Annotated in this window: 24 protein-coding genes; 6 read left to right on the top strand and 18 right to left on the bottom strand. The window is 32.1% G+C overall.

What is annotated here, in order from left to right; all coding sequences use genetic code 11:
- Positions 1-180 precede the first annotated feature (180 nt).
- Complete coding sequence (locus ACKI5C_RS02810) at positions 181-1077, bottom strand: CPBP family intramembrane glutamic endopeptidase (protein ID WP_407431711.1); 897 nt, start codon at positions 1075-1077, stop codon at positions 181-183.
- Positions 1078-1257: 180 nt separating this feature from the next.
- A complete protein-coding gene (locus ACKI5C_RS02805) occupies positions 1258-2025 on the bottom strand; it encodes a nitroreductase family protein (RefSeq protein WP_407431710.1) in 768 nt (255 codons plus the stop codon).
- A gap of 134 nt (positions 2026-2159) precedes the next feature.
- On the opposite strand from ACKI5C_RS02805, the gene ACKI5C_RS02800 reads away from it, so the two are divergent.
- Positions 2160-2570, top strand: coding sequence for a winged helix-turn-helix transcriptional regulator (locus ACKI5C_RS02800; protein WP_407431709.1), 411 nt, complete (start codon positions 2160-2162; stop codon positions 2568-2570).
- A gap of 6 nt (positions 2571-2576) precedes the next feature.
- Here the strand turns inward: ACKI5C_RS02800 and ACKI5C_RS02795 are convergent, their stop codons facing one another.
- Positions 2577-2762, bottom strand: a complete 186-nt coding sequence (locus tag ACKI5C_RS02795; RefSeq protein WP_407414995.1) for a 4-oxalocrotonate tautomerase family protein — start codon at positions 2760-2762, stop codon at positions 2577-2579.
- A gap of 75 nt (positions 2763-2837) precedes the next feature.
- Positions 2838-4043: an MFS transporter gene (locus ACKI5C_RS02790; protein ID WP_407431708.1), complete on the bottom strand. Its 1206-nt coding sequence runs from the start codon at positions 4041-4043 to the stop codon at positions 2838-2840.
- A 243-nt stretch (positions 4044-4286) separates the two neighbouring features.
- Between ACKI5C_RS02790 and ACKI5C_RS02785 the strand changes: the two genes are divergently transcribed.
- On the top strand, positions 4287-4700 hold the full coding sequence (locus ACKI5C_RS02785) for a hypothetical protein (RefSeq protein WP_407431707.1): 414 nt from the start codon (positions 4287-4289) through the stop codon (positions 4698-4700).
- A gap of 9 nt (positions 4701-4709) precedes the next feature.
- Here ACKI5C_RS02785 and ACKI5C_RS02780 read toward each other — a convergent pair whose 3' ends face one another.
- The 11 genes from ACKI5C_RS02780 to ACKI5C_RS02730 all read right to left on the bottom strand — a co-directional run bounded on the left by ACKI5C_RS02780 (position 4710) and on the right by ACKI5C_RS02730 (position 15711).
- Complete coding sequence (locus tag ACKI5C_RS02780) at positions 4710-5378, bottom strand: succinate dehydrogenase/fumarate reductase iron-sulfur subunit (protein ID WP_407431706.1); 669 nt, start codon at positions 5376-5378, stop codon at positions 4710-4712.
- Entirely contained in the window at positions 5375-6961 is a 1587-nt protein-coding gene (locus ACKI5C_RS02775; protein WP_407431705.1) for an FAD-binding protein, read from the bottom strand. Before ACKI5C_RS02775 ends, ACKI5C_RS02780 begins: the two co-directional genes overlap by 4 nt.
- On the bottom strand, positions 6955-7512 hold the full coding sequence (locus tag ACKI5C_RS02770) for a hypothetical protein (RefSeq protein WP_407431704.1): 558 nt from the start codon (positions 7510-7512) through the stop codon (positions 6955-6957). The genes ACKI5C_RS02775 and ACKI5C_RS02770 overlap by 7 nt, the downstream gene beginning before the upstream one ends.
- Before the next feature lie 30 nt (positions 7513-7542).
- Entirely contained in the window at positions 7543-8031 is a 489-nt protein-coding gene (locus ACKI5C_RS02765; RefSeq protein WP_407431703.1) for a CDP-alcohol phosphatidyltransferase family protein, read from the bottom strand.
- 146 nt (positions 8032-8177) lie between these two features.
- Entirely contained in the window at positions 8178-9035 is an 858-nt protein-coding gene (locus tag ACKI5C_RS02760; RefSeq protein WP_407431702.1) for a methanogenesis marker 8 protein, read from the bottom strand.
- An 18-nt stretch (positions 9036-9053) separates the two neighbouring features.
- Positions 9054-9476, bottom strand: coding sequence for a nuclease (locus ACKI5C_RS02755; protein WP_407431701.1), 423 nt, complete (start codon positions 9474-9476; stop codon positions 9054-9056).
- A gap of 23 nt (positions 9477-9499) precedes the next feature.
- A complete protein-coding gene (thiI, locus tag ACKI5C_RS02750) occupies positions 9500-10651 on the bottom strand; it encodes a tRNA uracil 4-sulfurtransferase ThiI (protein WP_407431700.1) in 1152 nt (383 codons plus the stop codon).
- A gap of 21 nt (positions 10652-10672) precedes the next feature.
- The gene (locus tag ACKI5C_RS02745) at positions 10673-10873 is read right to left on the bottom strand and encodes a MoaD/ThiS family protein (RefSeq protein WP_407431699.1); all 201 of its coding nucleotides are present in this window, start codon (positions 10871-10873) and stop codon (positions 10673-10675) included.
- A gap of 9 nt (positions 10874-10882) precedes the next feature.
- Positions 10883-12202, bottom strand: a complete 1320-nt coding sequence (locus ACKI5C_RS02740; protein ID WP_407431698.1) for a GMC family oxidoreductase N-terminal domain-containing protein — start codon at positions 12200-12202, stop codon at positions 10883-10885.
- A 464-nt stretch (positions 12203-12666) separates the two neighbouring features.
- Entirely contained in the window at positions 12667-14157 is a 1491-nt protein-coding gene (locus ACKI5C_RS02735) for a sodium-dependent transporter (protein ID WP_407431697.1), read from the bottom strand.
- 168 nt (positions 14158-14325) lie between these two features.
- Positions 14326-15711, bottom strand: a complete 1386-nt coding sequence (locus ACKI5C_RS02730) for a carbon starvation protein A (RefSeq protein WP_407431696.1) — start codon at positions 15709-15711, stop codon at positions 14326-14328.
- 174 nt (positions 15712-15885) lie between these two features.
- On the opposite strand from ACKI5C_RS02730, the gene ACKI5C_RS02725 reads away from it, so the two are divergent.
- A complete protein-coding gene (locus ACKI5C_RS02725) occupies positions 15886-17214 on the top strand; it encodes an FAD-dependent oxidoreductase (RefSeq protein WP_407431695.1) in 1329 nt (442 codons plus the stop codon).
- A gap of 73 nt (positions 17215-17287) precedes the next feature.
- Here ACKI5C_RS02725 and ACKI5C_RS02720 read toward each other — a convergent pair whose 3' ends face one another.
- Complete coding sequence (locus ACKI5C_RS02720) at positions 17288-18535, bottom strand: DUF3100 domain-containing protein (protein WP_407431694.1); 1248 nt, start codon at positions 18533-18535, stop codon at positions 17288-17290.
- Between the two features lie 446 nt (positions 18536-18981).
- Positions 18982-19695 carry a ThiF family adenylyltransferase gene (locus ACKI5C_RS02715; RefSeq protein ID WP_407431693.1) on the bottom strand — a complete coding sequence of 238 codons (714 nt, stop codon included), beginning with the start codon at positions 19693-19695 and terminating at the stop codon, positions 18982-18984.
- Between the two features lie 101 nt (positions 19696-19796).
- Here ACKI5C_RS02715 and ACKI5C_RS02710 point away from each other — a divergent pair, with 101 nt between their 5' ends.
- Both ACKI5C_RS02710 and ACKI5C_RS02705 read left to right on the top strand, forming a co-directional pair.
- Positions 19797-20546, top strand: a complete 750-nt coding sequence (locus tag ACKI5C_RS02710; RefSeq protein WP_407431692.1) for a TatD family hydrolase — start codon at positions 19797-19799, stop codon at positions 20544-20546.
- 64 nt (positions 20547-20610) lie between these two features.
- Positions 20611-20994, top strand: coding sequence for a putative zinc-binding protein (locus ACKI5C_RS02705; protein WP_407431691.1), 384 nt, complete (start codon positions 20611-20613; stop codon positions 20992-20994).
- A 14-nt stretch (positions 20995-21008) separates the two neighbouring features.
- Here ACKI5C_RS02705 and ACKI5C_RS02700 read toward each other — a convergent pair whose 3' ends face one another.
- Positions 21009-21584: a TMEM175 family protein gene (locus ACKI5C_RS02700; RefSeq protein ID WP_407431690.1), complete on the bottom strand. Its 576-nt coding sequence runs from the start codon at positions 21582-21584 to the stop codon at positions 21009-21011.
- A gap of 98 nt (positions 21585-21682) precedes the next feature.
- Here ACKI5C_RS02700 and ACKI5C_RS02695 point away from each other — a divergent pair, with 98 nt between their 5' ends.
- On the top strand, positions 21683-24142 hold the full coding sequence (locus ACKI5C_RS02695; protein WP_407431689.1) for an excinuclease ABC subunit UvrA: 2460 nt from the start codon (positions 21683-21685) through the stop codon (positions 24140-24142).
- Positions 24143-24177: the final 35 nt, after the last annotated feature.

Below are 24177 nucleotides of genomic sequence, written 5' to 3'. Positions count from 1 at the left end.
TTTTATCCTCTCTCAAAACCATAAAAAACACAACTAAAAAGTTAATTAACTCTAATAATAGATTGTACTTCCTAGTATAAATAATTAAAGGATAAAAATAAGTAAAAAAAATTTAAACACAAAAATTATGAGTCAACCTCTTTTTAAGTCTAAAAATAGCTATATAAAAAAAGAAAAAGATTATTCGTTACTGAATAATCCTATATTTTGAGCATTTTCAGGTACTTCTCCAAACCAGTCAGATTTCTTACCAACATAATACATTATGATAAATATTATTATATTAAGAACAATTACTGATGCAACACTAGCTAAACTAGGACTTGAAGTAGAGGTATAGAGTCCAAATGTAACAAATAAACCAAGAGAAAGGTTATTTGCAGTATGTATGGCAGAACTTATTTCTATACCATTGGTCTTCCAGGTAAAGAATCCATAAATTAGGCCGAAAACTAGCATTTCAATTGTTCCCATACTGTTATATCCATGAACCATTGCAAATATTATGGCCTGAATAATTAATGCTAAAACAGGTATATTGGACCATGATCCCAATGTTTGCATAATAAATCCTCTAAACATGTATTCTTCTGCAATACATTGGAGAGGTATGGTAATTAAAACTACAATAAAAATCGGTAGTGAGAATTGAAATGTACCATTTGCTCCGTTAATATAAGTATATATGATTTCATAGATTATATACAATATTAATGGAATTATTAATGCTTTTAAATAGAGTTTGAAATTCCATCCTCCACGTGAAGATGAATAAGAAGAAAATGGTCTGTCCTTAACAATTTTTGAAGCAATATATAGTGCAGGAATAAATATGATGATAATTAAATCTGTTAATAATATTCCTGTTGGATTGTTTAGTGCATTAATGCCTCCACCAAAAGTATCCTTTATAAATTCTATTCCAAATGTTCCATAAAAAGAACCTACAATTATTGATTGGAGAATGAGCATTATTATGCTGCTTAATATAAGGACAATTATGGGTTTGTACCACCTATAGTTCTCAAAAGTTTTTGGAAAAGTTATGTAATCCGGTGTTTTATCATCATTTGTCATATTTATAAGTTTAAAATTAGTTATATAAATTTGTTAGTGTTACATTAATTGAAAAATTCATCATGATTGTATAATTTAGTCAATCTCAAATTCTTTCTTCTATATTTAACAAGTTTTTACTTCTGGCAGGTTTGACAGGCATTTTCTAGAAATATTCAAATCTCTTTCTATTTATATTTTTTAAAGTTTTTTCACTTTCAAATCTTTACGTGGTGCAATTCTTTGATATTTCACATCAGGATATCCTATTACCATGCATGTAACCACGTCATAGCCCTTTTCCAGTTCAAGTAACTTTTTAAGTTTGCGGCTCATTTTACTGCACATTACAAAAAATCCGCTGTATAACACTCCAAGCCCTAGGCTTTCAGCCATAATTTCCATATATGAGCTTGCAAGACCACCATCAACTGTACTTTTGCTTGCAACAACTATTACTAATGGCGCTCCTTTAAAAAAGAAATCATCATCAATTTCTATTCTCTTTAAATAGCTTGCAAAAGCAGACCCGAATTTTTTGCCTTTTCTGAACATGTTTAAACATATTTCTTCTGCTTCTCTTTGCCTGGATCCAAGTATTGTGTATGATACCATCTGTTTGTTTGCTCCGGTAGGTGAGTATCGTCCGGCTTCAAGGATTTTTTCTATTTTTTCATCTTCGACTAAATCAGGTTTGAATTTTCTGATAGTACGTCGGCTTTTCATTGCTTGGAGTAATGTTTCGGAGTCAATTTCACTCATTAAAACAACTTCTTCATCAGCAATATCATAATTGGTCATGGTTATTGCGCCTTGTGGACATATTGCGTAGCAATGGCCGCATTCCATGCATCCTTTCTGGTTCGTTTGAATTTCATCATTTTCCAAAAAGAGGTATGCGTTGGGACAGTCATTAATACACTTTGAACAAACAATACATTTTTCGCTATCAATACTAATTGGATTCATATTTTTCACCTTATTGATGTTAATTTTGTATTTGTTATTAATAAATTATTAGGTAATGATTTTAAACTTGTCTAAAACATTATAAAAATGTGTTTAGTTCAGATATAATAATTAGAAAAAACTAATTAATTACTATGGATCCAAAGAAAGTAAAGTATTATGAGAAAAAATACGAAAGAAATCCTGTTGAAGATGCAATCAAGGACATAAGCAACAAATGGACATTGCATATTTTAAGGGATTTATTTTTAGGAAAAACCCATTTCAATGAATTTCAAACCAACAGGAAAACCTTAGACAACAAATCTCTGACAAGATGTCTGAAAACTATGGAAAACAACGGATTGATAAAAAGAATTGAAGAAAACAATGACATAACATATCATTTGACTGAAAAGGGACATTCATTGAATAAGGTATTTTATGAGCTATTACTGTTCGCTTTAAATAATGATAAGGACAACGAACACTACAATGACCATGAAAAAGAAGAATTAAAAGAAATGTATCTTGAAATTTTGGATTTAAAAATAAATCAGGAATAAAAAGAATTATTCCTGGTTGCTTAAAAGAACTCCGCCAACACCTACATTGTCCGCTTTTCTTTCATTGAACAATACGTAAAACATGTCAATAGGTAAACCTGTTACTCTGGAAGCGGATTCGGAAAATTCTTTAGCTAAAATCTCTTTTTGTTCTTTTTCTAATTCTACAAAATCAAAACTTATTACTGGCATATTTATTACCTCCATATTTCTATTAATAAATTTAAATTTGGTATATAAACCATTTTTGTGGCACCAATGCCACTGTTAATATGCATTATCCACCTTATTGAATGGTCCTCTTGAAGACATCCAAACAATTAAACCAATGACTGAAATTGAAATTGTACCTATCATGACATATGACCATCCTCCAATGGACCATAAAAATGATGCCAATGCACTGCCTATGGCACCGAAAATGAAATTGTTAACAACAAAAACGGTATTCAACCTGCTGCGCTCCTCATTTGATAGTGCAAATAATCTGGCCTGTGATAAAACGGTTATTCCCTGTACTCCTATTGAAAATACTGCTGCAATAATTACAAGAGCTATTATTGAATCTGAGAATACAAAACCGCAAATCATGGATATGAGTATAATGACTATAAATGCTCCCAAAGCAGGAACGCTCAAACCTTTGTCCTGTAATTTTCCAAAGTACAATCCACATACTGCAGAAACAAGACCTGCTAGACTAACCAATCCGATCTGAAATGTATTGTAATTAAAAGGCTCACCGGACAACAGAAATGTCAGAGAAGTCCAGAATATATTGAATACCAAACCGAACAGCAGTCCGCTATGCAGCAAAATCCTAAATAATGTATTATGTCTTTTAAATGTAGTAAATACACTAAATAAAAGTCCTTTATATGATTCAAGTTTATTTTTTCTTGGAATGTCCGGCAAGACATAAATCATTACTAAAACCATAATCAAATTCAATGCAGCCGCAATAAGATATACTGATCTCCAGCCCCACAATCCTGCAATGATGCCGCTTATAAATCTTGAAAATAAAATTCCTGTGGTTATTCCTGAAGCTACTATTCCTACAATATGTCCTCTCTGTTCGGGGCTGCTTAAATCACCTGCCAATGGCAATATGATTTGTCCTGAAATGGTTACAATACCCATGCTGAACAATGATAAGGACAATATTATAAATGAAGGGGATAAGGCACATGCAAGCAAAGTAACAACTGATAAAATCATTACAATGGCAATTAACCTTTTTCTGCGTACAAAATCTCCTAGTGGAACTATGAAGAAAATTCCTAAAGCATACCCGATTTGGGTTGCAGTAACCAGCAATCCTCCGCTTGCTGGTGAAAGTCCAAAAGCGTTTGTAATTTCAACCAATAAAGGTTGAGCCCAATACAAATTTCCAATTGCAAGACCGGAACATATGGCAAACAAAGCCGCCAGAAATGTGGTCATCTTAACAGTTTTATCATTAACATTCATTTTCATATATAAATCTAAATAAAATTTTATATTTAAAAATAATGTGGCATCAATGTCATCGTATACTAAAATAATTAGTAAATGCAACTGATTTAATCTAATATTTATGATGGTGTTATAATTAGAAGCCTCCTTGAAAAAAGTAATGTAATGATTTATATTTAACATCTCTAAATGGATATTACCTTATTTAATTGCAGTAAACTTAAATACTTATGAAAATAATATATTATTATGACTTTCATGAATAATAATAGTAATATAAAACAGTTTCAATTGATTAAATTCCTAAATGAAAATTGCAGTGATGATCATGTAATATCAAAAATTTCAATTATACTTCGCCGAGACAAAATAGAAGCTCCTTATTATATGGATACTAAAATTAGACTGTCTTCCTGTATTGATAATCCGGAAAATGGACTTATTCATGCAATGGATTTGTTGACTCATAATAGAATGTATAACTTAACTGAAAATAGTTATAATGAAATTAAATCATTAATTGATGAAAATCATGAATCTGACCAGGTAAACATATCTAAAAAGGACAAACAGCTGAAGATAGTTTTAACCTCTAAAAATGATGATGAATTCAGAAATCTTTTTAAAAATTATCACGAACTTTTTGATAAGATAGATAATCTGGTTGATTAGAAAAATAACTCAATCAAGGTTCAGCAATTGCCAGATTTTCCATACTGATTTTCTATTCATTTTTGAAATTGCCCTTTGGGTTGGAATTTCCATTGGACAGACATCCTCACAGGATGTTGATTTAACACAATGTGAAAAAAACCTTTTTTTATAATGATTTTTCATGCTTTTCAAGTGCTCTTTATCTTTTTCCTGATTGACTAGTTTCAATGCTGCAACTGCAGCCTGCGCTCCTACAAAATCTCCTAATTTATAGTTGGGACAAACTTCTGTACAGCATCCGCACATAAGGCATAATGACATTTCATATTCAAAATCCAAATCTTTTGGATTATATTTAGAATCACTTTCCAGCCATAGCTCACAATCTTTCATTGCATTAAAAAGAATTGACCTGTCAACTTTCAAATCTTTGATTAATGGAAATTTTGACAGTGGTTCAATAGTAATTTTATTGTATTCTGTAACCATTCTTTCTTCATTTAAGAATGTTTGGCATGCAAGTTTTGGCTCTGAATTAATAACCATTGCACATGCACCGCAAATTCCCTGAAGACAGCTACAGGAATATTCAATCGGCCAATCCAATCTTTCAAGCAAAGTGATAACGGATATGTTTAAATCGCCATCATAATCAAATATTTGATAATCATCATCAATTTTAATTTTTACTTTCATGCTATCACTATCTCCCAATTATCATAGATTGCAAGAATTGATTTTTTATAGTTATCATCACTTTCAGGATAATCAATTCTCTGATGAGCTCCTCTGGATTCCTTTCTGGCCAGTGCTGACAATATACTGGCCTTTGAAAGAACAACCAGCAGATTGACTTTAAGATAATCATAATATTTTGCATTGACGTTTGTATCCAGTTTTTCCAGTCTGTCAAGTGCACTCATCAGCTCATCTTTATTCCTATATATTCCCATGGAATCGTTCATGATTTGTGAAATTTCATTTAAAGTATCTTGCAGGGATTTATCCTTTGGTTTATATGAATTAAATGATTCTATTTCTTCATCGATATTATTAATGATATTTCCTGTAGGTTTTTCCAGTACGGCATTTTCTGCAGAAATCCATCCTCCGTGAATGGCTCCCAAAAGTGAATTTCCACCTAATCTGTTTGCACCGTGATACTGGCATGAGCATTCGCCCGCAGCATATAATCCCTTGATGTTGGTTTTATGATTTTCATCTGTCTGAATTCCACCCATAAAATAATGAACTGCTGGAAATATTGGAATAGGGGTTTTTAAAGGATTTAAATTTAAATATTTTTCACATAGTTCATACACCTCATCCAGCTTGACTTTAACTGTATGTTCATCCAAATGGGTTAAATCAAGGAAAACATCTTTTTTGCCTCCCTCTGAAACTTTAAAAATGCTTCTTGAAACGACGTCTCTTGGCATCAGGTCTGCTAGCTCAGGATATAAGTCTTTCATGAAATACCATGGCTTGCCGTCTTTCATTACAAAGAGTTTTCCTCCTTCACCACGTGCGGCTTCAGTTATAAGCATTCTTTTTTGAGGAGTTTTAATGCTGGTTGGATGGTACTGTATCATTTCAAGATTGGCTAAGGTAACACCCTGTGTGAATAGCTTTGCGGTAGCAAATCCGTCGTTTTGTGTTGATCCAAGTATTTTTCCAAAAAGTGCATTATATCCTCCGGTAGCTATGATGACTGCATCCCCAATAAATGATTTTATTTCCTGTGTATCTTCATGTATACAGTTAATACCGCAGCATTCATTTTTATCGGTAAAAATCAATGATAAAAATCGGTATCCTACAAAACGCTTTATTTTTCCTTCTGATTCTTTTTTACGACATGATGTTATAAGAGATGATACAATCTGCTTTCCTGTTTTTGAGTCTGCATATGCGGTTCTTTTCTTCTTTTGGCCTCCGAAGTTTCTTACATCGACATTGCCGTTTTCATCACGTGAAAAGCTTGTACCTTTCCTTTCCAGCCATTTGATGATTTGAGGTGCATCATCGGTTAGCATTTTTACAGCCTTTTCATTATTAATTTCACATCCTCCTTTCATCGTATCTGTAAAATGCTGGCTTGTTGAGTCATTTTCCCCTTTTGTATTCAATGCAGCATTTATTCCACCCATTGCCATTACTGACTGTGAACGTTCCGAATAATCTGGAGATATTAATGAAACATTTGCACCATTATCACAGGCTTTTATTGATGCTGTTAAACCTGCAATGCCTGATCCAACCACAATAATTTCTACCATAACGCACCTCCTATATAATACATTACTTCACCGAGAATCAGGAAAATCAAAATGGCTGCTACAGCCCAATTCACCTTTCTTTTAAAATTCAAATATGCATTGGGTTTATCAAGAAATCCAAATGATATCATGAATTTAGGAATTGAAACCCTTAAATGCATAGCTATTGAAACAAAGAGCAAATTATCAACTATAAAATGATATAGGTTAAAATTGAATGTGCTTTGTCCGCCCAGTGGATTGAATGAGTATCCCAATATATGCAGGGTTGCAAAAACTATTATCATGATTCCTGAAATCACCTGCTGGTTTGTATCTGAAATCAAATTAGGATACCGGTTTACGCCTCTGGACTTGTCCTTGAAGTAGAGATACATGCTGATAATGATATGTGCAACTACTGGATAAAACAAGCGCCTGCCGGTTATTTGAAAATTAGGAGAATAGCTTATAACACCATACAAATACAATATTGATAACACGGCATGATTTAAAAGCATTATCACAATGACAATTATTAATAATGTGTTTATTTTTCTAAGAGAAATCATAAAATCTATTATTATATATAACACGAACATTTAATAAAATTTTCGATGAATTCTACTTAAAGAAGATATTAATGCACAGATAGTAATTATAATAGCTAATATCAAAACTATAGAACTGTCATTTATTAAAATAGCGACTATCGGGAATGCATAAAACATTAAAGCAACAAAATGGCCGAATTTTTCATAGACTAATGATTCATCCGAAGTTTTGAAAAATTCAATTAATTTTAAGATAATTATCAATAAAAACCATGCAGGAATCAGATTAATCAAAACCAGGGCAAATGTGGAAATTATGATGAATATAAAATCACAAATCACATCAAACTTTGCACCGTTATCGGATGAAAGATTATATTTTCTTGAAAGCCATCCGTCAACAATATCAGAAATTGCCGTCAGTATGAATAGGGCGATTAAAAAAACAGTATTTAAATTAAAAAGAACACATATTAAAAATAAAAATCCAAATAGTATCCTTAAAGAAGTTATGCCGTTAATCAGATGTTTATTCATATTAATCGAAATTATATTCCCTTTAAAAAATTAATATATTCTTTAATTAGAATTATATTGATATTCATTATATATGATTTCTTTAATTAAACTTATCATCCAGTCTGAATAAGTTTTAGGAAAATAATTTCGATTTTTCAACATTTTTAAATTAATTCATGAGGGATATCATCCTTATTTCTTGGATAATTATTGGTAGATAACGGTTTATCTATCTTTTTAAGTCTGTTATCTAACAATTCATGTCCGTCTTCGCTGGCACAAAATATTGGAACTTTTGTCCCATAATAATAAGGTTTGTATTTGTCTGTGTATTCTGCAATATATTTTGATGAACATCCAGTTACAATATCTGCATTGTCAAATATCATTTTAACATCATCTTGGGCAGTTTTTGTTGTATGTGCTACGAAAATATAGATATTTACATCATCATCTATTGGATAATTTCTGATTTCTTCAATCATCGGTGAAGCAAGTATTGTTATTGCTATATTTTTATATCCTTTATTTAATGCTAGTTTCAATCCTTCCAATTGATTCAATTCTGCAGTTTCAGGGTTTAAAACTGTGCTGCCTTTTTGTTCCAATTTTTCGATTACTTCAGGAATTGGAGTGGTGCTTATAAGGCCGGATACTCTTGCCCCAACACCCTGTACAACACGGGGATTGGTCATAATTACGGTTCCTGATCCATCACATGCTCCAACTACACAATCAATGTTTCCCAATTCCATGTTTGTTTTTAAAATTTCAGATACTCCTACTGTAATCGCATCATCCATTTCTATTATTCTTTGTGGTGTGCACATTCCAAAGTCCTTAATTCTGAAATTAATGTTTTTGCGTATGAATTCCTCGTCCAATTCTTCTATTCCGTGCATTGCATGAAACATTGGACAGTATTTAACACCTAAAGAGGGTCCCACTTCAGTTATTTCACCATTTTCGATTACTACACGAACTTTTCCAAGCGCTTCGATTACATGTCTATCTTCAACCATTAAATCACCCTTATTAAACTAATCTTCCTCTACAGTATCGCATGGTTTTAACCAGTCTTCACCGTTTACAAGTGTTTCAATTGCATTGATAATGCAATGTGGATTCCATCCGACTGCAGCATCAGATTTTTCTTCTAATTCCTTTAAAATATATTCCATACCATAAGCACGAACTAAAAGTATTGGAACATTAAATTCATTTGATTTTTTTATCAATTCATCAAACAACTCAGGATTATATTGATAAAGACCAAATAACAGTATAACTATATCAATTTCATTAAATAATTCGTTTGTTAACTCATTTTCTAAAGTATCATATTCCTCATATAGAAAATCCTTTTGGCTGTCTATTCTTTCCTTGTAAAAATCATATTGATTTATGGGATCGTTTTCTTCCCTGGTTATGAGTATCTTGTAAACTTTATTCTTTTCGGACAATTGACCACCCTTAAAATTTCAAATCATAATTTTCTAATATTTTTGAAAGCTTTTTCAATTTCAATTTCCTGATTCATGTCTTCACAGCCTTGCTTGACGTTATCTAAATCTGCATGTGTCAAAGGATATCTTGGAACGGCACTACATCCTCCGTCATCAATCTTTGAAATTTCAAACGTGCCTATTTCTTTTGCAATTTCTGTTATCTCCTGTTTGTCAAGACCGATTAAGGGGGATAGAATAGGTATTTTCACATCATAACGGGTAACTAAAATGTTTGACAATGTTTGTGATGCAACCTGTCCTATACTGCTGCCGTCAACTATCGCATTTGCTCCTACTTCAAGAGCAAGCTTTTCAGCTATTCTATACATTCCAGATTTACATAAAACGCAAGTCATCTTCTCCGGAGCTTTTTCTTTTGCAGCAGTTAAATATTCACCATAATCCATAACTCTTCTTTCAATTGGAGTGCCATTTGCATATTTGTCAAGTCTATCTATTAATAAATTATAGTTTTCTGTGACTTTCGGTCCTGAAAATGGATCATTATTGCAATGAAGTGTGACAACTTCACACCCTCTTTTCATCATTAAATATGTTGCAACAGGAGAGTCTATTCCGCTTGAAACTAAACAGATTACTTTTCCCTGAGTTCCTAAAGGCAATCCTCCAGGACCTTTGATTTTTTCATGGAAAATATAAGTATCCTCTTCCCTAACTTCAACAAATATTGTCAAATCAGGATTTGATAAATCAACAGGTGCAGGGACTACATTTCTAACAATGTTTCCACAGTGAGCAGCCATTTCCTGTGAAGAAAAGTCATGTTTTCCTACTCTACGACATTTAATGGCGAATTTTGTATTTTCATCCATAATCTTTTCGGATTTTAATTCTTCAACATAATTGGTTAATGTCTTGTCAAGCTCATCAAATGCAGTTTTTGTTGAAACTGCCGGTGAATATGATACAACACCGAAAACTCTGTTTAATTTTTCAATGCCTTCATCAAAATTTTTTGGATGGACATATATTCTGCCCTGATTCTTATCAATTTTGCATTCAAAAGTCTCTTTAATATTTTTAACTAGTTTTCTTTCAAATTTACCTCTTATTTTTGAGCTTTTAATTCCAATTTCACCATATCTTGCAATAATTACATCATAATTCATTTTTTCATCTCACAATAGTTATTATCCACCATAAATAATCTGTATTAATTGAATTTCATCATCTTCATTAATAATGCTGTCTTCTACTGTAATCTCTCCATTTTGCTTTGCAACAGTTGTTTGGGAGGATAATTCCAATTCATTTAATAAATCTTTTATTGTAAAATTTTCTTTTAATTCTCTTTTTTCATCAATATCTTTAAATTTTAATTTAAAACTCATGTTTTCACTTCAAATATTTTGATTAACGATTTTTGCAACTTTTTTAGCTATTGCTACAATTGTCAATATTGGAGGTCTTCCCGGTGCTTCGGGAATTACACTTGCATCACATACATACAATCCTTTTATTTCAGTTTCAAAATTATTGTCTACAACTTCCCCTATTGCGGCAGTTCCACCGGGATGTGCTCCCTTAAGAGAAGTTTCAACTATAGACTCTTTAGGAACCCCCATTTCAAGCAGTATATTAATGGCTTTTTCATATCCTTCTTTAATCAAATCAACATCGACTTTGCTTAGTGTTTTTTCAATATTTCCATCTTTGTCTATTGTTCCGATACAAGTATCGGCAAATTTAAGCATTAAACCAATAACATCCTTTTCAGTGGCTTCAATCGCTTTTTTGTTCATTAATGGCAATAATTGCATTGAATAATGAGGTGATAAAAAATATGGGCCAAATTCTGCTTTAACACCCATCATCAATTCGTTTTTTAGATTTGCATCTTTCAGGTATCCTCCGATAGTTGTGAAGATGTCAAAAAATATTTGGTTTCCAACATTTTCAATTCCTGAATTTTTTAGGATTATGGGAGTATTGAGTGCTCCAGCACTTAGAATTACTATTTTTGATTTAAAAATTTTCTTTTCATTATTTGAATTGATTCCAACAACGCCCACAACATTATTATTTTCATGCAGAATTTCAAATACATTAATGTCTTCGATTAATTCTGCCCCATATTCCAAAGCTTCATTGATGAATTGTGTACCATCCCATTTTGCCCCAAAAAGACATCCATTAACACATTTTCCACATAATTTGCATTTTTCAAAATTTATGAATTTCGGCATCGGTTCGACAATGTATCCCAATTCCTGGCCGGCTTTTGCAATTAGTTGTGTTGAGTGTCCCCATAGTTTTTTAGGGAAATATTTAACGTTTAACTCGCCACTTGCTTCAAGAAGCTCTTCAAATATATCTAAATTTTTATCTTCAAATTGTTGCATTATTGAGTTTGAATAGCACCCGCTGCATGAAAAACATGCATTACCAATTGATGATGTTGTTGTTCCACCAATCTCTTCAATATTGGTCAATTCTAAAGGCAGTGTTAAAAATTCATAGTTTATTTTATCTTCATTGGAAAGATTATTCTTCAAGTAAATTTTTTTAGTTTTCATGTGCTTTACATAGCTGCCGTCATTTTGCCTTCTTCCTTTTTCCAAAATCAGAACTTTTTTTTCATTTAAAGCTAAATCTTTTGCAACTGTTGATCCTCCAGCACCTGTTCCAATAACAATTACATCATAAATATTTAACACCACTTATAAATTAACAATTGTTATATTATTTTGAAATAATATAAATCTTTCTATTGGCTTTTTTGAAAAATATTATAATAATATATCATTTTGTTTAAAATAATCAATTATAATTTGAGAGATATTGAAGTTTTCATGCCAAAAAACATAACATTTATATACTATGCTATTTTATGTATATTCATGGAAAAATAACTATTGTTATATAGCTGTAGTTTTTGAAGAGATTCAACATTTTTCCATGACCTCGGTTGAAATATAAAACATTTTGCCAACTTCAATTGTTTTATATCTCTCTAAAATTTTATATTTAATGAGTTTAGCTATTTAACTCCTTAACCATTGTATTAAAAAAACTCATTAAAAAAAGAGCATCTAATAAGATGCTCTTTACTATTAAAATAAATTTAAAATAATATAATTGTTTGTAATCAGTTAATTCTTTAAATTGTATTGTCTGCACAATTTTAAATTCTTTCTTCTATTTTTAGCCAATGTTTACTTCTTGCAGGCAATTTTGTAAGAATCAGTGCCATTATCAATGATGTGATGGATAAGCAAATTAGTATAATTAAATCTGCTGCTGATTCAGAAATAATAATTTCATAAATTCCGCCTATCCAAATAAAAAGTAAAATAATCGGAATGATGTATCTAACCATTATCACCCACATTTTCCCAATTTTTATAACTTTACTTCTGGCATTGAAAAATCCAATTAATTTTTTCATATTAAATACCCATGCAAAAATCAAACATTCGATGAGTACAGAGATTATTAATGAAATATTATTTACAAATTCATCGGTAACACTAACTAAAAATTCACCTGGCGCTGTTGCAAAAACCATTGATAGAGTACCGCCGATAATACATAAGATAGTTACAGTTTTTTTCCTTGATAAATGAAATTTATTTTGTACTGAGCTGGAAAATACTTCAAATGAAGATAACATGCTGGTAATTCCTGAAATATAAACCGTAAAAAAGAATAATGGTCCCAAAATTAATGCAATACTGCCTAATATATTAAATACTGTCGGATATACGACAAATATTAGTCCGGTTCCCTGGGTCACGATTTGAGAAACGGGGATTGATGTTTGAAGAGACATATATCCTAAAATTGAAAAGACTCCCAATGCCGCAAAGTTTTCAAAAATAGAATTTCCTGCTATTACATATAATGTGCTTGAAATTAAATCAATATCTTCCTTTGTATAACTGGCATAAGTAAATGCTGCCCCAATCCCTAGACTTAATGAAAAAAAGATTTGTCCAAAGGCAGCCATCCATATATCAAAATGCCATAAAAGTGACCAATCCGGATTGAATAATTCTTTTAATCCGATGCTTGCTCCGGGCAGTGTTAGAGAAAATCCGACAATAACTATCATTATTATAAACAATAATGGAACAAAAAACTTGGAAATAGTACTTAATCCAGATTCAACATTTTTATGGGAAATAAACCAGATTACAATCCAACAAATTATCATGGAGGCTGCAACAAGTGGTACGAATGTGGTTATGTCACTTAAATTGGCGCTTGCATGTAAAACATTATTTGCTAAAAATGCATTTGGATCTGCTCCCCATCCTTTAAAAAAACTTAAAATAAAGTATATTCCATCCCATCCAATAACGGTCGAGTAATATATTGTCATTATGAAAATTACGAATGGTAAAAACCAGCCAAAATATTCAAATTTGGAGTTGATATTTGTCAACCCTTTTGCAAAAGAAGATTTAAAATTATATCCTACACCATATTCAAGTATTAAAAATGGAATTGCTAACACTAATATTGCTATGATGTATGGAATATAAAATGCTCCACCTCCATTTGAGTAAAGTACATATGGGTATCTCCAAATGTTTCCCAGTCCTACTGCAGAACCTATCATCGCCAGAATAAACGAAAAGTTACTGCTCCATTCATTTTTTTCTTCCGTCATAAAAACCTTATTACCTATATATAACTATTGTTATATAAAGTTTAGGTTTATTCATAATGCTATTTTTTCCTTGAATGTGATTAAGGCATGTTTTAATGGTGATAATATATTTTTGAAACTAAGTTTCTAAGAATATGTTAATAATCAATGTTAGTTGGGTCAATATTCCTATTTGAACTTTTTAAGAAATATTGCTCCTATAATGATGGTTGCAATAACTGAAATTACATTTGCTATCATTGAAGGTAATCCTAAACCTTCAGGAGCCTGTAGGATATATGCAAATGAAATTAAAGTACACACAAATGCCGGAATCAGTGCAATGATATATAGTTGTTTCTTTTTCATTAGATAAGCACTGGCAGTATACAGCACCACTGTAGCTACTATTAATTGAGACCAGGCGAAATATCTCCAGATTAAACTAAAATCAATAAATGTAAGTCCAAATGATACTAAAAACAATGGAACTGCTAATTGTAACCTTGAGATTATTTTTTCATTATTAAGATGAAATTCATCAGCTATTGTTATTCTTGAGCTTCTAAGTGCAGTGTCTCCTGATGTGATTGGACAGATAACAACTCCTATAATAGTTAAAGCCAAACCGACTGGTCCCATTAATGTTGTTGCTATTTCATCGACTGCAATTGAAGGGGATGCACCATAAATTGCTGCAAGCTGAGGCTGGCCGTGGAAAAATGCCATTGCAATACCTGCCCAGCAAAGAGCAACTAGACCTTCTAAAACCATTGCTCCATAAAATACGGGTCTTGCATCATTTTCATTTTTAATGCATCTGGCAACAATTGGGGACTGGGATGCATGAAAACCTGAAATTGCTCCGCAGGCAATTGTAACAAATAAATATGGGAAAATGCTTTTGTCAGTTAGGTACAGGCCTTGTGTTGTAAACTCCGGAATGTTGTATGTTGGGTTTAAAATCAATGATGTAGTCAGTACAATGGCCATAAGTAATAACAATCCTCCAAATATCGGATATATTCTTCCAATAATTTTATCAACAGGAAATACGGTTGCAATTAAAAAGTAAATGAATATTATTGTTACACAAATAAGTACTGGAATATGGGTTAGGTTGCTGATTAAATCTGCAGCTCCCTTTGCAAAGGTGGCTGATACAAGAATACCTGTAATTATTATCAGTACTGCAACAAATTTTTTGATTTTTGTTCCCAAATACTTTGAAACAATGTTGGGCATGGTAAATCCATCATTTCTCATGGACATGAATCCTGAGAAGAAATCGTGAACTCCTCCTATGAAAATTGTACCGAATACAATCCATAAAAATGCTACAGGACCAAATAATGCACCTTGTATTGCTCCAAAAATAGGTCCCAAACCTGCAATATTTAAAAAATGTACTAAAAAATTCTTGATTTTAGGCATTGGTATATAATCAACACCGTCCTTCAGTCTGTATGCAGGTGTTTTTTGAGTTTCATCCACACCAGATATTCTTTCAAGAAATTTTCCATAAACAAAGTATGAAGCAATCAATGCTAAACAACAAATAATAAATGTAAACATTACATATAGTTTAGCTATTTATTATATAAAAAATTTTTTTTCTGATGTATAAGAATAGTTAGAGTCTTATAGATGATTTGTACACTGAGCAATGTATTTCCATTAAATTTAATTACTAAAATTTTATTAATAATATTAAAAATATATTCATTTGAAAACTTAACAGGTGATATAATGAGGATAGTAATTATCGGTGCGGGTGCCGCAGGTCTGACTCTGGCTTCAAACATAAGAGAAAATGATGATGAAACAGAAATAGTAATATTTACAAAAAGTGAAGACATTGCATATTCCCCATGTGCAATTCCGCTTGTTCTGGGAGGATGCATTGAGTCTTTTGATGATATAATAATGCATGATGTAAATTATTATCTGGAAAAAAATATAAATATTCATTTATCCACTACAGTTACTGGTGTAGATTCTTCAAATAAGAAAATTACTTTTGAAAAAGGCTCAAACTCTGAAAGCATGACTTATGATAAATTAGTCATAGCCGCAGGGTCTGAACTGATTGTGCCGGAATTTGAAATAGATAATATGGATAATATCTTTTCATTAACTAACATAAGTGATGGAAGACTTATTCAGGAATCAATTAAGGATAAAAAAGAAATCGTATTTATCTCAAATATGTCCATAGGTATTGAAAGCGCTTATGAATTGGCAAGAAACGGATATGATGTAACATTCCTGGAACAGTCATTTGGTATTTTGCCCTTATTTTTGGATGAGGAAATGTCTGGAAAGCTGGTGGAATTAAATAAAGGAGTAACTTTTGAAACAAATGCCGATATTACCAAAATAACAACTGATGGTGCTAAAAAGGAAATTCATTATAACGGCAAAAGCATCTCTGCTGATGTAATCATATTGCCGAGCAATAAAGTGCCGTCCACTTCTTTAGCAATACAGGCAGGATGCGAGATTGGAGATTTTGGTGCAGTTAAAATAAACGAATATCTTGAAACAAATGTTGAAGATATTTATGCGATTGGGGACTGTGTAGAGGTAAAAAGCCATATAACAGGTACACAAACACTTTCACCTGCAGGTACTACTGCCGTTCGCCAGGCTATGGTTCTTGCAAATAACTTTTTAGGAAATAAAATGACATTTGATCCTGTTGTTAATACTGTTGTTTCTAAAGTAGGAGATTATAATTATGCTTGTTCAGGAATAACAGAATCATTTGCAAATATGATAGAAATGCCTGTAGTGTCTGAATGCATTGAAACATGTCAAAAAGCAAGATATTATCCTCAAAACAATAAGTTATATATTAAGATGATTTGCAGGCCTGATGGAACTATTGTTGGCTGTCAAATGCTGTCTGATGGTGATCTTTCCTCCAGAATAGATGTCTTGTCATTTATAATTACAGATAACCTGAAATGTGAAGAACTTATTCAAAAGGAATTTTCCTATACTCCATCATTAACTATGGTTGTCAATCCTACCGTCCAGGCGGCTTTAGAGATTATGAAAAAAATTGAAAAATAATTTTAGTATTAATCTAATTTAAAACTGAAAAATTTGTTTTGAGTTAAAAAATAAAAAGATAAATGATTGTTAATTAGATTGTACCTGTTAAAAACATGATTACGTTTGCAATAGTTGCAGAACCGAGATAAGTTCCGCTAATTACAATTAAAGCAACAACAATTCCTCTCCAACCAATTTTTTTAAAATCTTCCCAATCTTTTCCTATTGAAATACCAACATAAGCTAAGAATGCTGTAGTGATTGTTGTTACCTCAATTTGAGAAACATAATAATTAATAAAATCAGATGTTGGAACTCCTGGAATAGCAATAAATAAACCAATTAAACTGATATAAATGATTGATGGAATATGAACTGGAAAAATCCTTTCAAGACATATTCCTATAAAGGCAACTAATGAAATAATAAATATCCCAATAGCTGTGTCAACAAATGAAGTACGATAACCTATGAAATTTCCAACAATAACAATGACCGAAAATACAAAAAACAAGAAAATCCATCTTTTAACTTTACCAAAACTTAATCTATCTGAATTATCATCATTTGATTTATCAGGAACATATTCCTTATCATCATATTTAATATGTGCTTTGCCTTTACCTAAAATTGGAGATAACCATGCATATAATTTTTCTGCAAGAGGCAATGAAACAAAAATACACATATAAATGCCTAAACAGAATGAAAGAATATTACTGCATCCTGCAAAAGCTTCCAATTGACTAACCATAGATGGATACATATGCTCTAATGGAACTAATGCTGCAGCGTTCATACTTGCACTTCCGACACCGGATGCCATTGCATATGCATAGGGGTGCAGCGGTATGAGTGAAACGCTTATGCTTGATAGAAAGCTAATAAAAGGAGTACCGATGATGGATCCTATGACGTAAATGGCTAAAACTCCATGTGCTTCAGGAGATTTAAATCCATATTTATCAATAACAATTGAAAGATTAGTTTCACGACAAATGGAACTTGTCATACCTATAACTTCTCTTCTAAACCCTAAAAGTAAAGCAATAGGCAGTGCTAAAAGGGTACCTAAATCACCTAATATCTGGAAAATCAAAGCAGGACCTACATTAAAAATAATATCAATTGACTCGCCTGTTGAAATAGCTAATTTTGATATTATAACACTAATAAGTAAAGCCATAACTCCCTCAGCCACTTTACCCTGTTTAGGACCTATCCATTTAACAGGTTTTGCCAAATAAAGAATCAATCCCATAACTAAAGCATATATTAATGGCAAAAGTAAGAAACGGATGGTGTCCGTAATTTGAATCTGTATAATTCCAATAGTCATGGAAATAATAACTAAAATCAATACAGTAAAATGCAGATTATATTCCCTCCATGGAGGTCTCTTTTTAATTGCTCTATCTGCTCTTCTTCTAAATCTGTGTTTTTTCTGCCGGGAATTTAAATCCTTTTGCGAAATATAAAATTCCTCCTACATTTTTTTTCCAAATATCTGTTTTAATAATTTTTTTCTATTGCGAATTGACAAAAATATTATTTTTCACTTAACTTTTTTTATATATATTCAATATTCTATCAATAATATATAAAAATATTATTCATTTAAAATGAGAATTTAAAAAATGTTTATACATAAAAATGTGTAAATTATAATTATACATATGTTATAAGGGTATTAAAATGAAATACATTAAATTTGAAATTCGAAGTAAAATGTAATTCGTATTTGTATGGGATTCAAAAATCATCAAAAATAGTTAAAATATTTTTTTAGTTAATGCCGGCAATATCTTTTATCACTTCACCTGCTATTATCAGTCCTGCAACAGACGGTACAAAAGACACACTGCCTTTCACTTTATATTTTTTGTTTTGATTTATGGCATGGTCATTAGTGTTTATCGGAATTTCTTTAGAATAAACTACTTTTAATTTTTCTATGTTTCTTTTTCTAAGGTCTTTTTTCATTATTCTGGCAAGTGGGCATACTGAAGTTTCGTAAATGTCTGCCACTTCAAGCATTGTCGGATCCAATTTGTTACCGGTTCCCATTGAAGAAATAACGGGAACATTAATTGCATCACAGTTGCAGATAATTGCAATCTTGGCCATTATCGTATCCACGCAATCAACAGCATATGACAAATCCTCAGTAATGATGTCTATTTCTGAATCTGCCAGATAAAATTCCTTATACGCCTCAACATTTGCATCAGGGTTAATATCCTGGATTCTTTCTTTCATCAAATCAACCTTATATTTGCCGACGGTTTTTTCTGTTGCAATCAGTTGTCTGTTGATGTTGCTTTCATCTGTTTTGTCAAAGTCTATGAGAATGAAATTTCCCACTCCGCTTCTGGCAAGTCCTTCACAAACAAATGAGCCTACGCCACCAAGACCAAAAATAGCGACTGTAGCGTTTTTTAATTTTTCCATTCCTTCATTTCCAATTAACATTTCTGTTCTTGAAAACTTTTTTTCCATTCCGCTCACCAAAAAATTTAATTTAATTTAATCCATTATATAATAATTGAAGTCAAAACATTAAAAACTTAATGCAAAAAATCTTTAAAAGAGGATTTTTAATGATAATAGATACACATTGTCACATTTATAATAGTGAAATGGATAATGCAGAAGAAATTATAAGGCAAGCTGCAAAAAATGATATATGCATAATATTGAATGGTACTGATCCTTCAAGCAATATGGAAGTACTGGAATTATCAGACAAATATGAAAATGTTTATGCTGCTTTGGGATATTTTTATTCTTTTGCAGATAAAATAACTGATGAGGATATTTCCTTATTGGATAAACAGCTTACAAATGATAAGGTAATTGCTGTAGGAGAAATAGGTATTGATTATTACCATACAAAAGATAATGCCAATAAACAGAAAGAACTGTTTGAAAAGATGCTTGATCTTGCTCAAAAACACAGTTTGCCTGTAATTGTGCATTCAAGAAAAGCAATACAGGATACGTATGACATATTAAAAAAGCATGATGTGGTAGGATCCCTGCACTGCTATCAGGGTTCAGGAGAAATGGCAAGAGAATTTATTAAGTTAGGTTTCTATATAGGAATAGGAGGACCAGTTACTCATACCAACAATAAGAAAATAAGAAAAATGCTGAAAAAAATAGATATTCATCATATTCTTGTAGAAACGGATTCACCGTATTTAGCTCCTGAAGAGAAAAGAGGAGAAATAAATACTCCATTAAACTTGAAGTATATAATAGGAAAAATCGCAGAAGAACTGGATATTGAAGAGGATAAGGTTATTGAGATAACTACAGTAAATGCAAAAAGATTATTTAAATTATGAGATAATTTAACAAGAATTTTTAAAGAGAACAGGTTTAAAATTAATAATGGGGAGGTCTAATAATATGGCAGAAAAAATTGCATTTGCACCATGTAATGGCATGAGTCCAAATGGCCTGGTATCACGTGTAGCGGTTGGAGACTGCAGAGGTGAACATGAAAATGTAATATCCATTTGTATGGGTTCAACATCAGCAGATATCGAAGGTAAAAATGATGAAATGCTTAAAAAGTATCCTATAGTTGCGGTTAACGGCTGTCCTAACGGATGCGTTAACAAGATTTTGAAAAATAAGGGAATTGATGTAGCTGAAACGATTGCAGTTAATGAAATTTTAGATGGCTTTGAAGTATCTGCAAAGGACCCTTTCAGATTAGATGATGAAGCTGAAGAATGTGTAAAAATAATAAAGGAAAAATTAAATAAAACGATAGATGAAATATTGTGAATTTATTACAAAATTTAATTTTTCAATGAATAGATGATTGATCGTATAACGGTTATCAAACAGCAAATACTGATTGCAAACGGATAACCTAAAAAGGCAATTATCAAACCCAAAATAAAAATTATGGATGGGATAACCAACGCATTTTTAATGTCCAGAGCATTTGATAGATATTCCTGATCAGGATTAATCTCAAGCAGTGTTTTTGCCATCCAGAATAGTATGATATTAACAAGGATAAAATCCAAACCGTATAATATTTCGGCAAGTAATGAAAATGGGTTATCAGCAACAAATGTCGTTAAATAGGGAATTAGAGAAATGACCAACAACAGCAGTATATTCTGCCAGATTACCTTTGAATTAATTCTTTCAACATTATTGTAAATTATATGATGGTACTGCCAAATGTTTGTACAAACTAAAAAACTTATCAGATAAGCAAAATAAGATGTTTTAAGTGCTAAAATAGATTGAAGTGATGCTGTGGCAGGTTGTGGTAATTCTAAAACTAATACTGTTACAATTATTGCAATTATCGCATCATAAAATGCTTCTAATCTGTTTGTTGTCATATAGTTGCCGTTCATAGTATCCTCTTTAATGAAATCAATTAATTTTTCATAGGAATTTTAATTTATCTGTTTATCACTAAATTATATTATTTTTAATATTCATATATTTTAATATGTACAAGGATATGATAATTGTCAGAGGGGCTAAAGTTCATAATTTAAAAAATATTGATGTTGATATTCCTCTTGGAAAGATTGTAGCTATCAGTGGAGTTTCTGGCTCGGGCAAATCTTCACTGGCTTTGGGAGTATTGTATTCTGAAGGTTCAAGGAGATATCTGGATGCTCTTTCAACATATACCCGAAGAAGAATTTCTCAGGTTGAAAAGGCCAAGGTTGACTTAATCCAGTATGTTCCGGCAGCTCTTGCACTGAATCAGAGGCCTAACATTCCAAGTATAAGGTCCACTTTTGGAACTTCAACAGAACTTTTAAATTCCTTAAGATTATTGTATTCAAGATGCGGTAGCTATTTTTGTCCAAATGGGCATTTGCAGGACCCAACATTAAATGTGGCACGTGAACTTCCGTTGAAATGTCATCAATGTGGTGAAGAATTTTATGGATTGGGCGCTGAGGAATATGCATTCAACTCTGACGGTGCATGTCCTTCCTGCAGTGGAACTGGAATAGTGCGGGATGTAGACAGCACAAAACTAATATCTGATGAGACTAAAACTCTGGAGGAAGGTGCAGTTGATGCATGGAACCAGTTCGGCATATCATGGATGTATCATGTAGCCGGAGAGCTTGGCGTCAGGTTGGATGTTCCGTTTAAGGATTTGACAGATAAGGAAAAGGATATTGTTTATAATGGTCCTGCAGTAAAAAGGTATATCAATATTCCTTCTAAAAACGGCAAGTTATTTGAACTGAATGCCGAGTATAGAAATGCCCATAAAGCTATTGAAGAAGCTCTAAAAAAGGCTAAAACTGAAAAAGGATTAAATAAAATCAACAAATTTTTAACTACTAAAGTATGTGATGAATGTGGGGGGACTCGACTAAACTCCAGAGCAAATCAGACTCTTTTTGGAGGTTTGACATTATCACAAACATGTGAAATGAACCTTCAGCAGTTGGTTTCATGGCTTCCTGAAGTCATTTCTGATTTGCCTGATGAAGTTAGACAAATGGCTGAAGCAATCATTGAAGAATTCATGGACAATGCAGGCATACTCCTTGATTTGGGTTTAAGCTATATTTCACTTGACAGACCTTCAAATACTTTATCAACTGGTGAACTTCAAAGAGTTCAGCTTGCGAAAACCTTAAGAAACCATACGACTGGTGTGTTATATGTTTTGGACGAACCCTCAATTGGTCTTCACCCAAATAATGTTGAAGGATTAATTACTGTAATTAAACGGCTGATTGATGATGGAAATTCAATTATTCTGGTCGATCATGACACTAAAATATTGAACATTGCTGACTATATGATTGAACTGGGTCCGACTGCAGGAGCCGACGGAGGAAACATTATTTCAAAAGGATCATTGGATGAAATCAAGGCTAGCAAATCATCACAGATAGGGCCGTTTTTAACAAATTCCGAAAATGTTGTCATAAGAAATAAATCTGGTGAAATATTTGAAAATGGAGCTATTGAAATTAAAACCCGTAAAATCCACAGTGTAAAGGAATTGAATGTTCAGATTCCAAAAGGCAAACTGACTGTTGTAAGTGGAGTTTCCGGCAGTGGAAAAACAACCCTTCTTTTGGAGGCATTGTATCCAGGTGTCAAAGCTCATATTGATGGTGAAGAACTTCCTGAAGGTGTTCGTGATATTGATTGCAGTGACATTAAAAAAATTGAGCTGATTGACAGTGTTCCGATAGGAAAAAATGTAAGAAGCACTGTCGGAACATATTCAAAAGTGCTGGACGATTTAAGAAGGGAATTCTCTAAACTGTCAGATGAGTATAAAACTGCCGATTTTTCATACAATACGGGAAAATTAAGGTGCGGAACCTGCAATGGTACTGGAAGTGTAAATATGGATGTACAGTTCCTGCCTGATGTGGAAATGACATGTCCTGACTGTGACGGCTCAAGGTATAATGAAGACATTGAAAAAACTAAATTCAATGGTCTGTCTCTTGCAGACATCATGTCACTGACAGTTGATGAAGCTTTGGAAGAGCTGTTTGAACTTAAAAAGGTAACTTCCAAATTACAGAAGCTTTCTGATTTGGGATTGGGTTATCTGACATTAGGCGAAGCTACTCCAAGTCTTTCAGGTGGTGAAGCCCAAAGGCTTAAACTGGCTTCTGAAATTGGAAAGTCACAAAAAAATTCTGTTTTCATATTTGATGAGCCGACAATAGGTCTTCATCCATTGGATGTAAAGGTTTTGATAGACGTATTTGATAATCTGATTGATAATGGAGCAACGATTGTTGTAATTGAGCATGATTTGGACTTAATAGCCAATGCAGATTATATCATTGATATAGGAATTGATGATGAATTGAATGGTGGTGAAATATTGGCAACAGGAAGTTTGAGTGATGTAATTAATTCCAAAAACAGTTTGACAGGAAAATATTTGTCTGAAAAATTTAATTAATATTTTTCACATTTTTTCATTTTTCTAAATTATTT

Origin of the sequence: Methanobrevibacter sp. (genome assembly GCF_045646045.1) — an archaeon.
GTDB lineage: Archaea > Methanobacteriota > Methanobacteria > Methanobacteriales > Methanobacteriaceae > Methanocatella.
The sequence above is the reverse complement of the archived record's forward strand: the minus strand, read 5'-3'. Positions and strand labels throughout refer to the sequence as shown.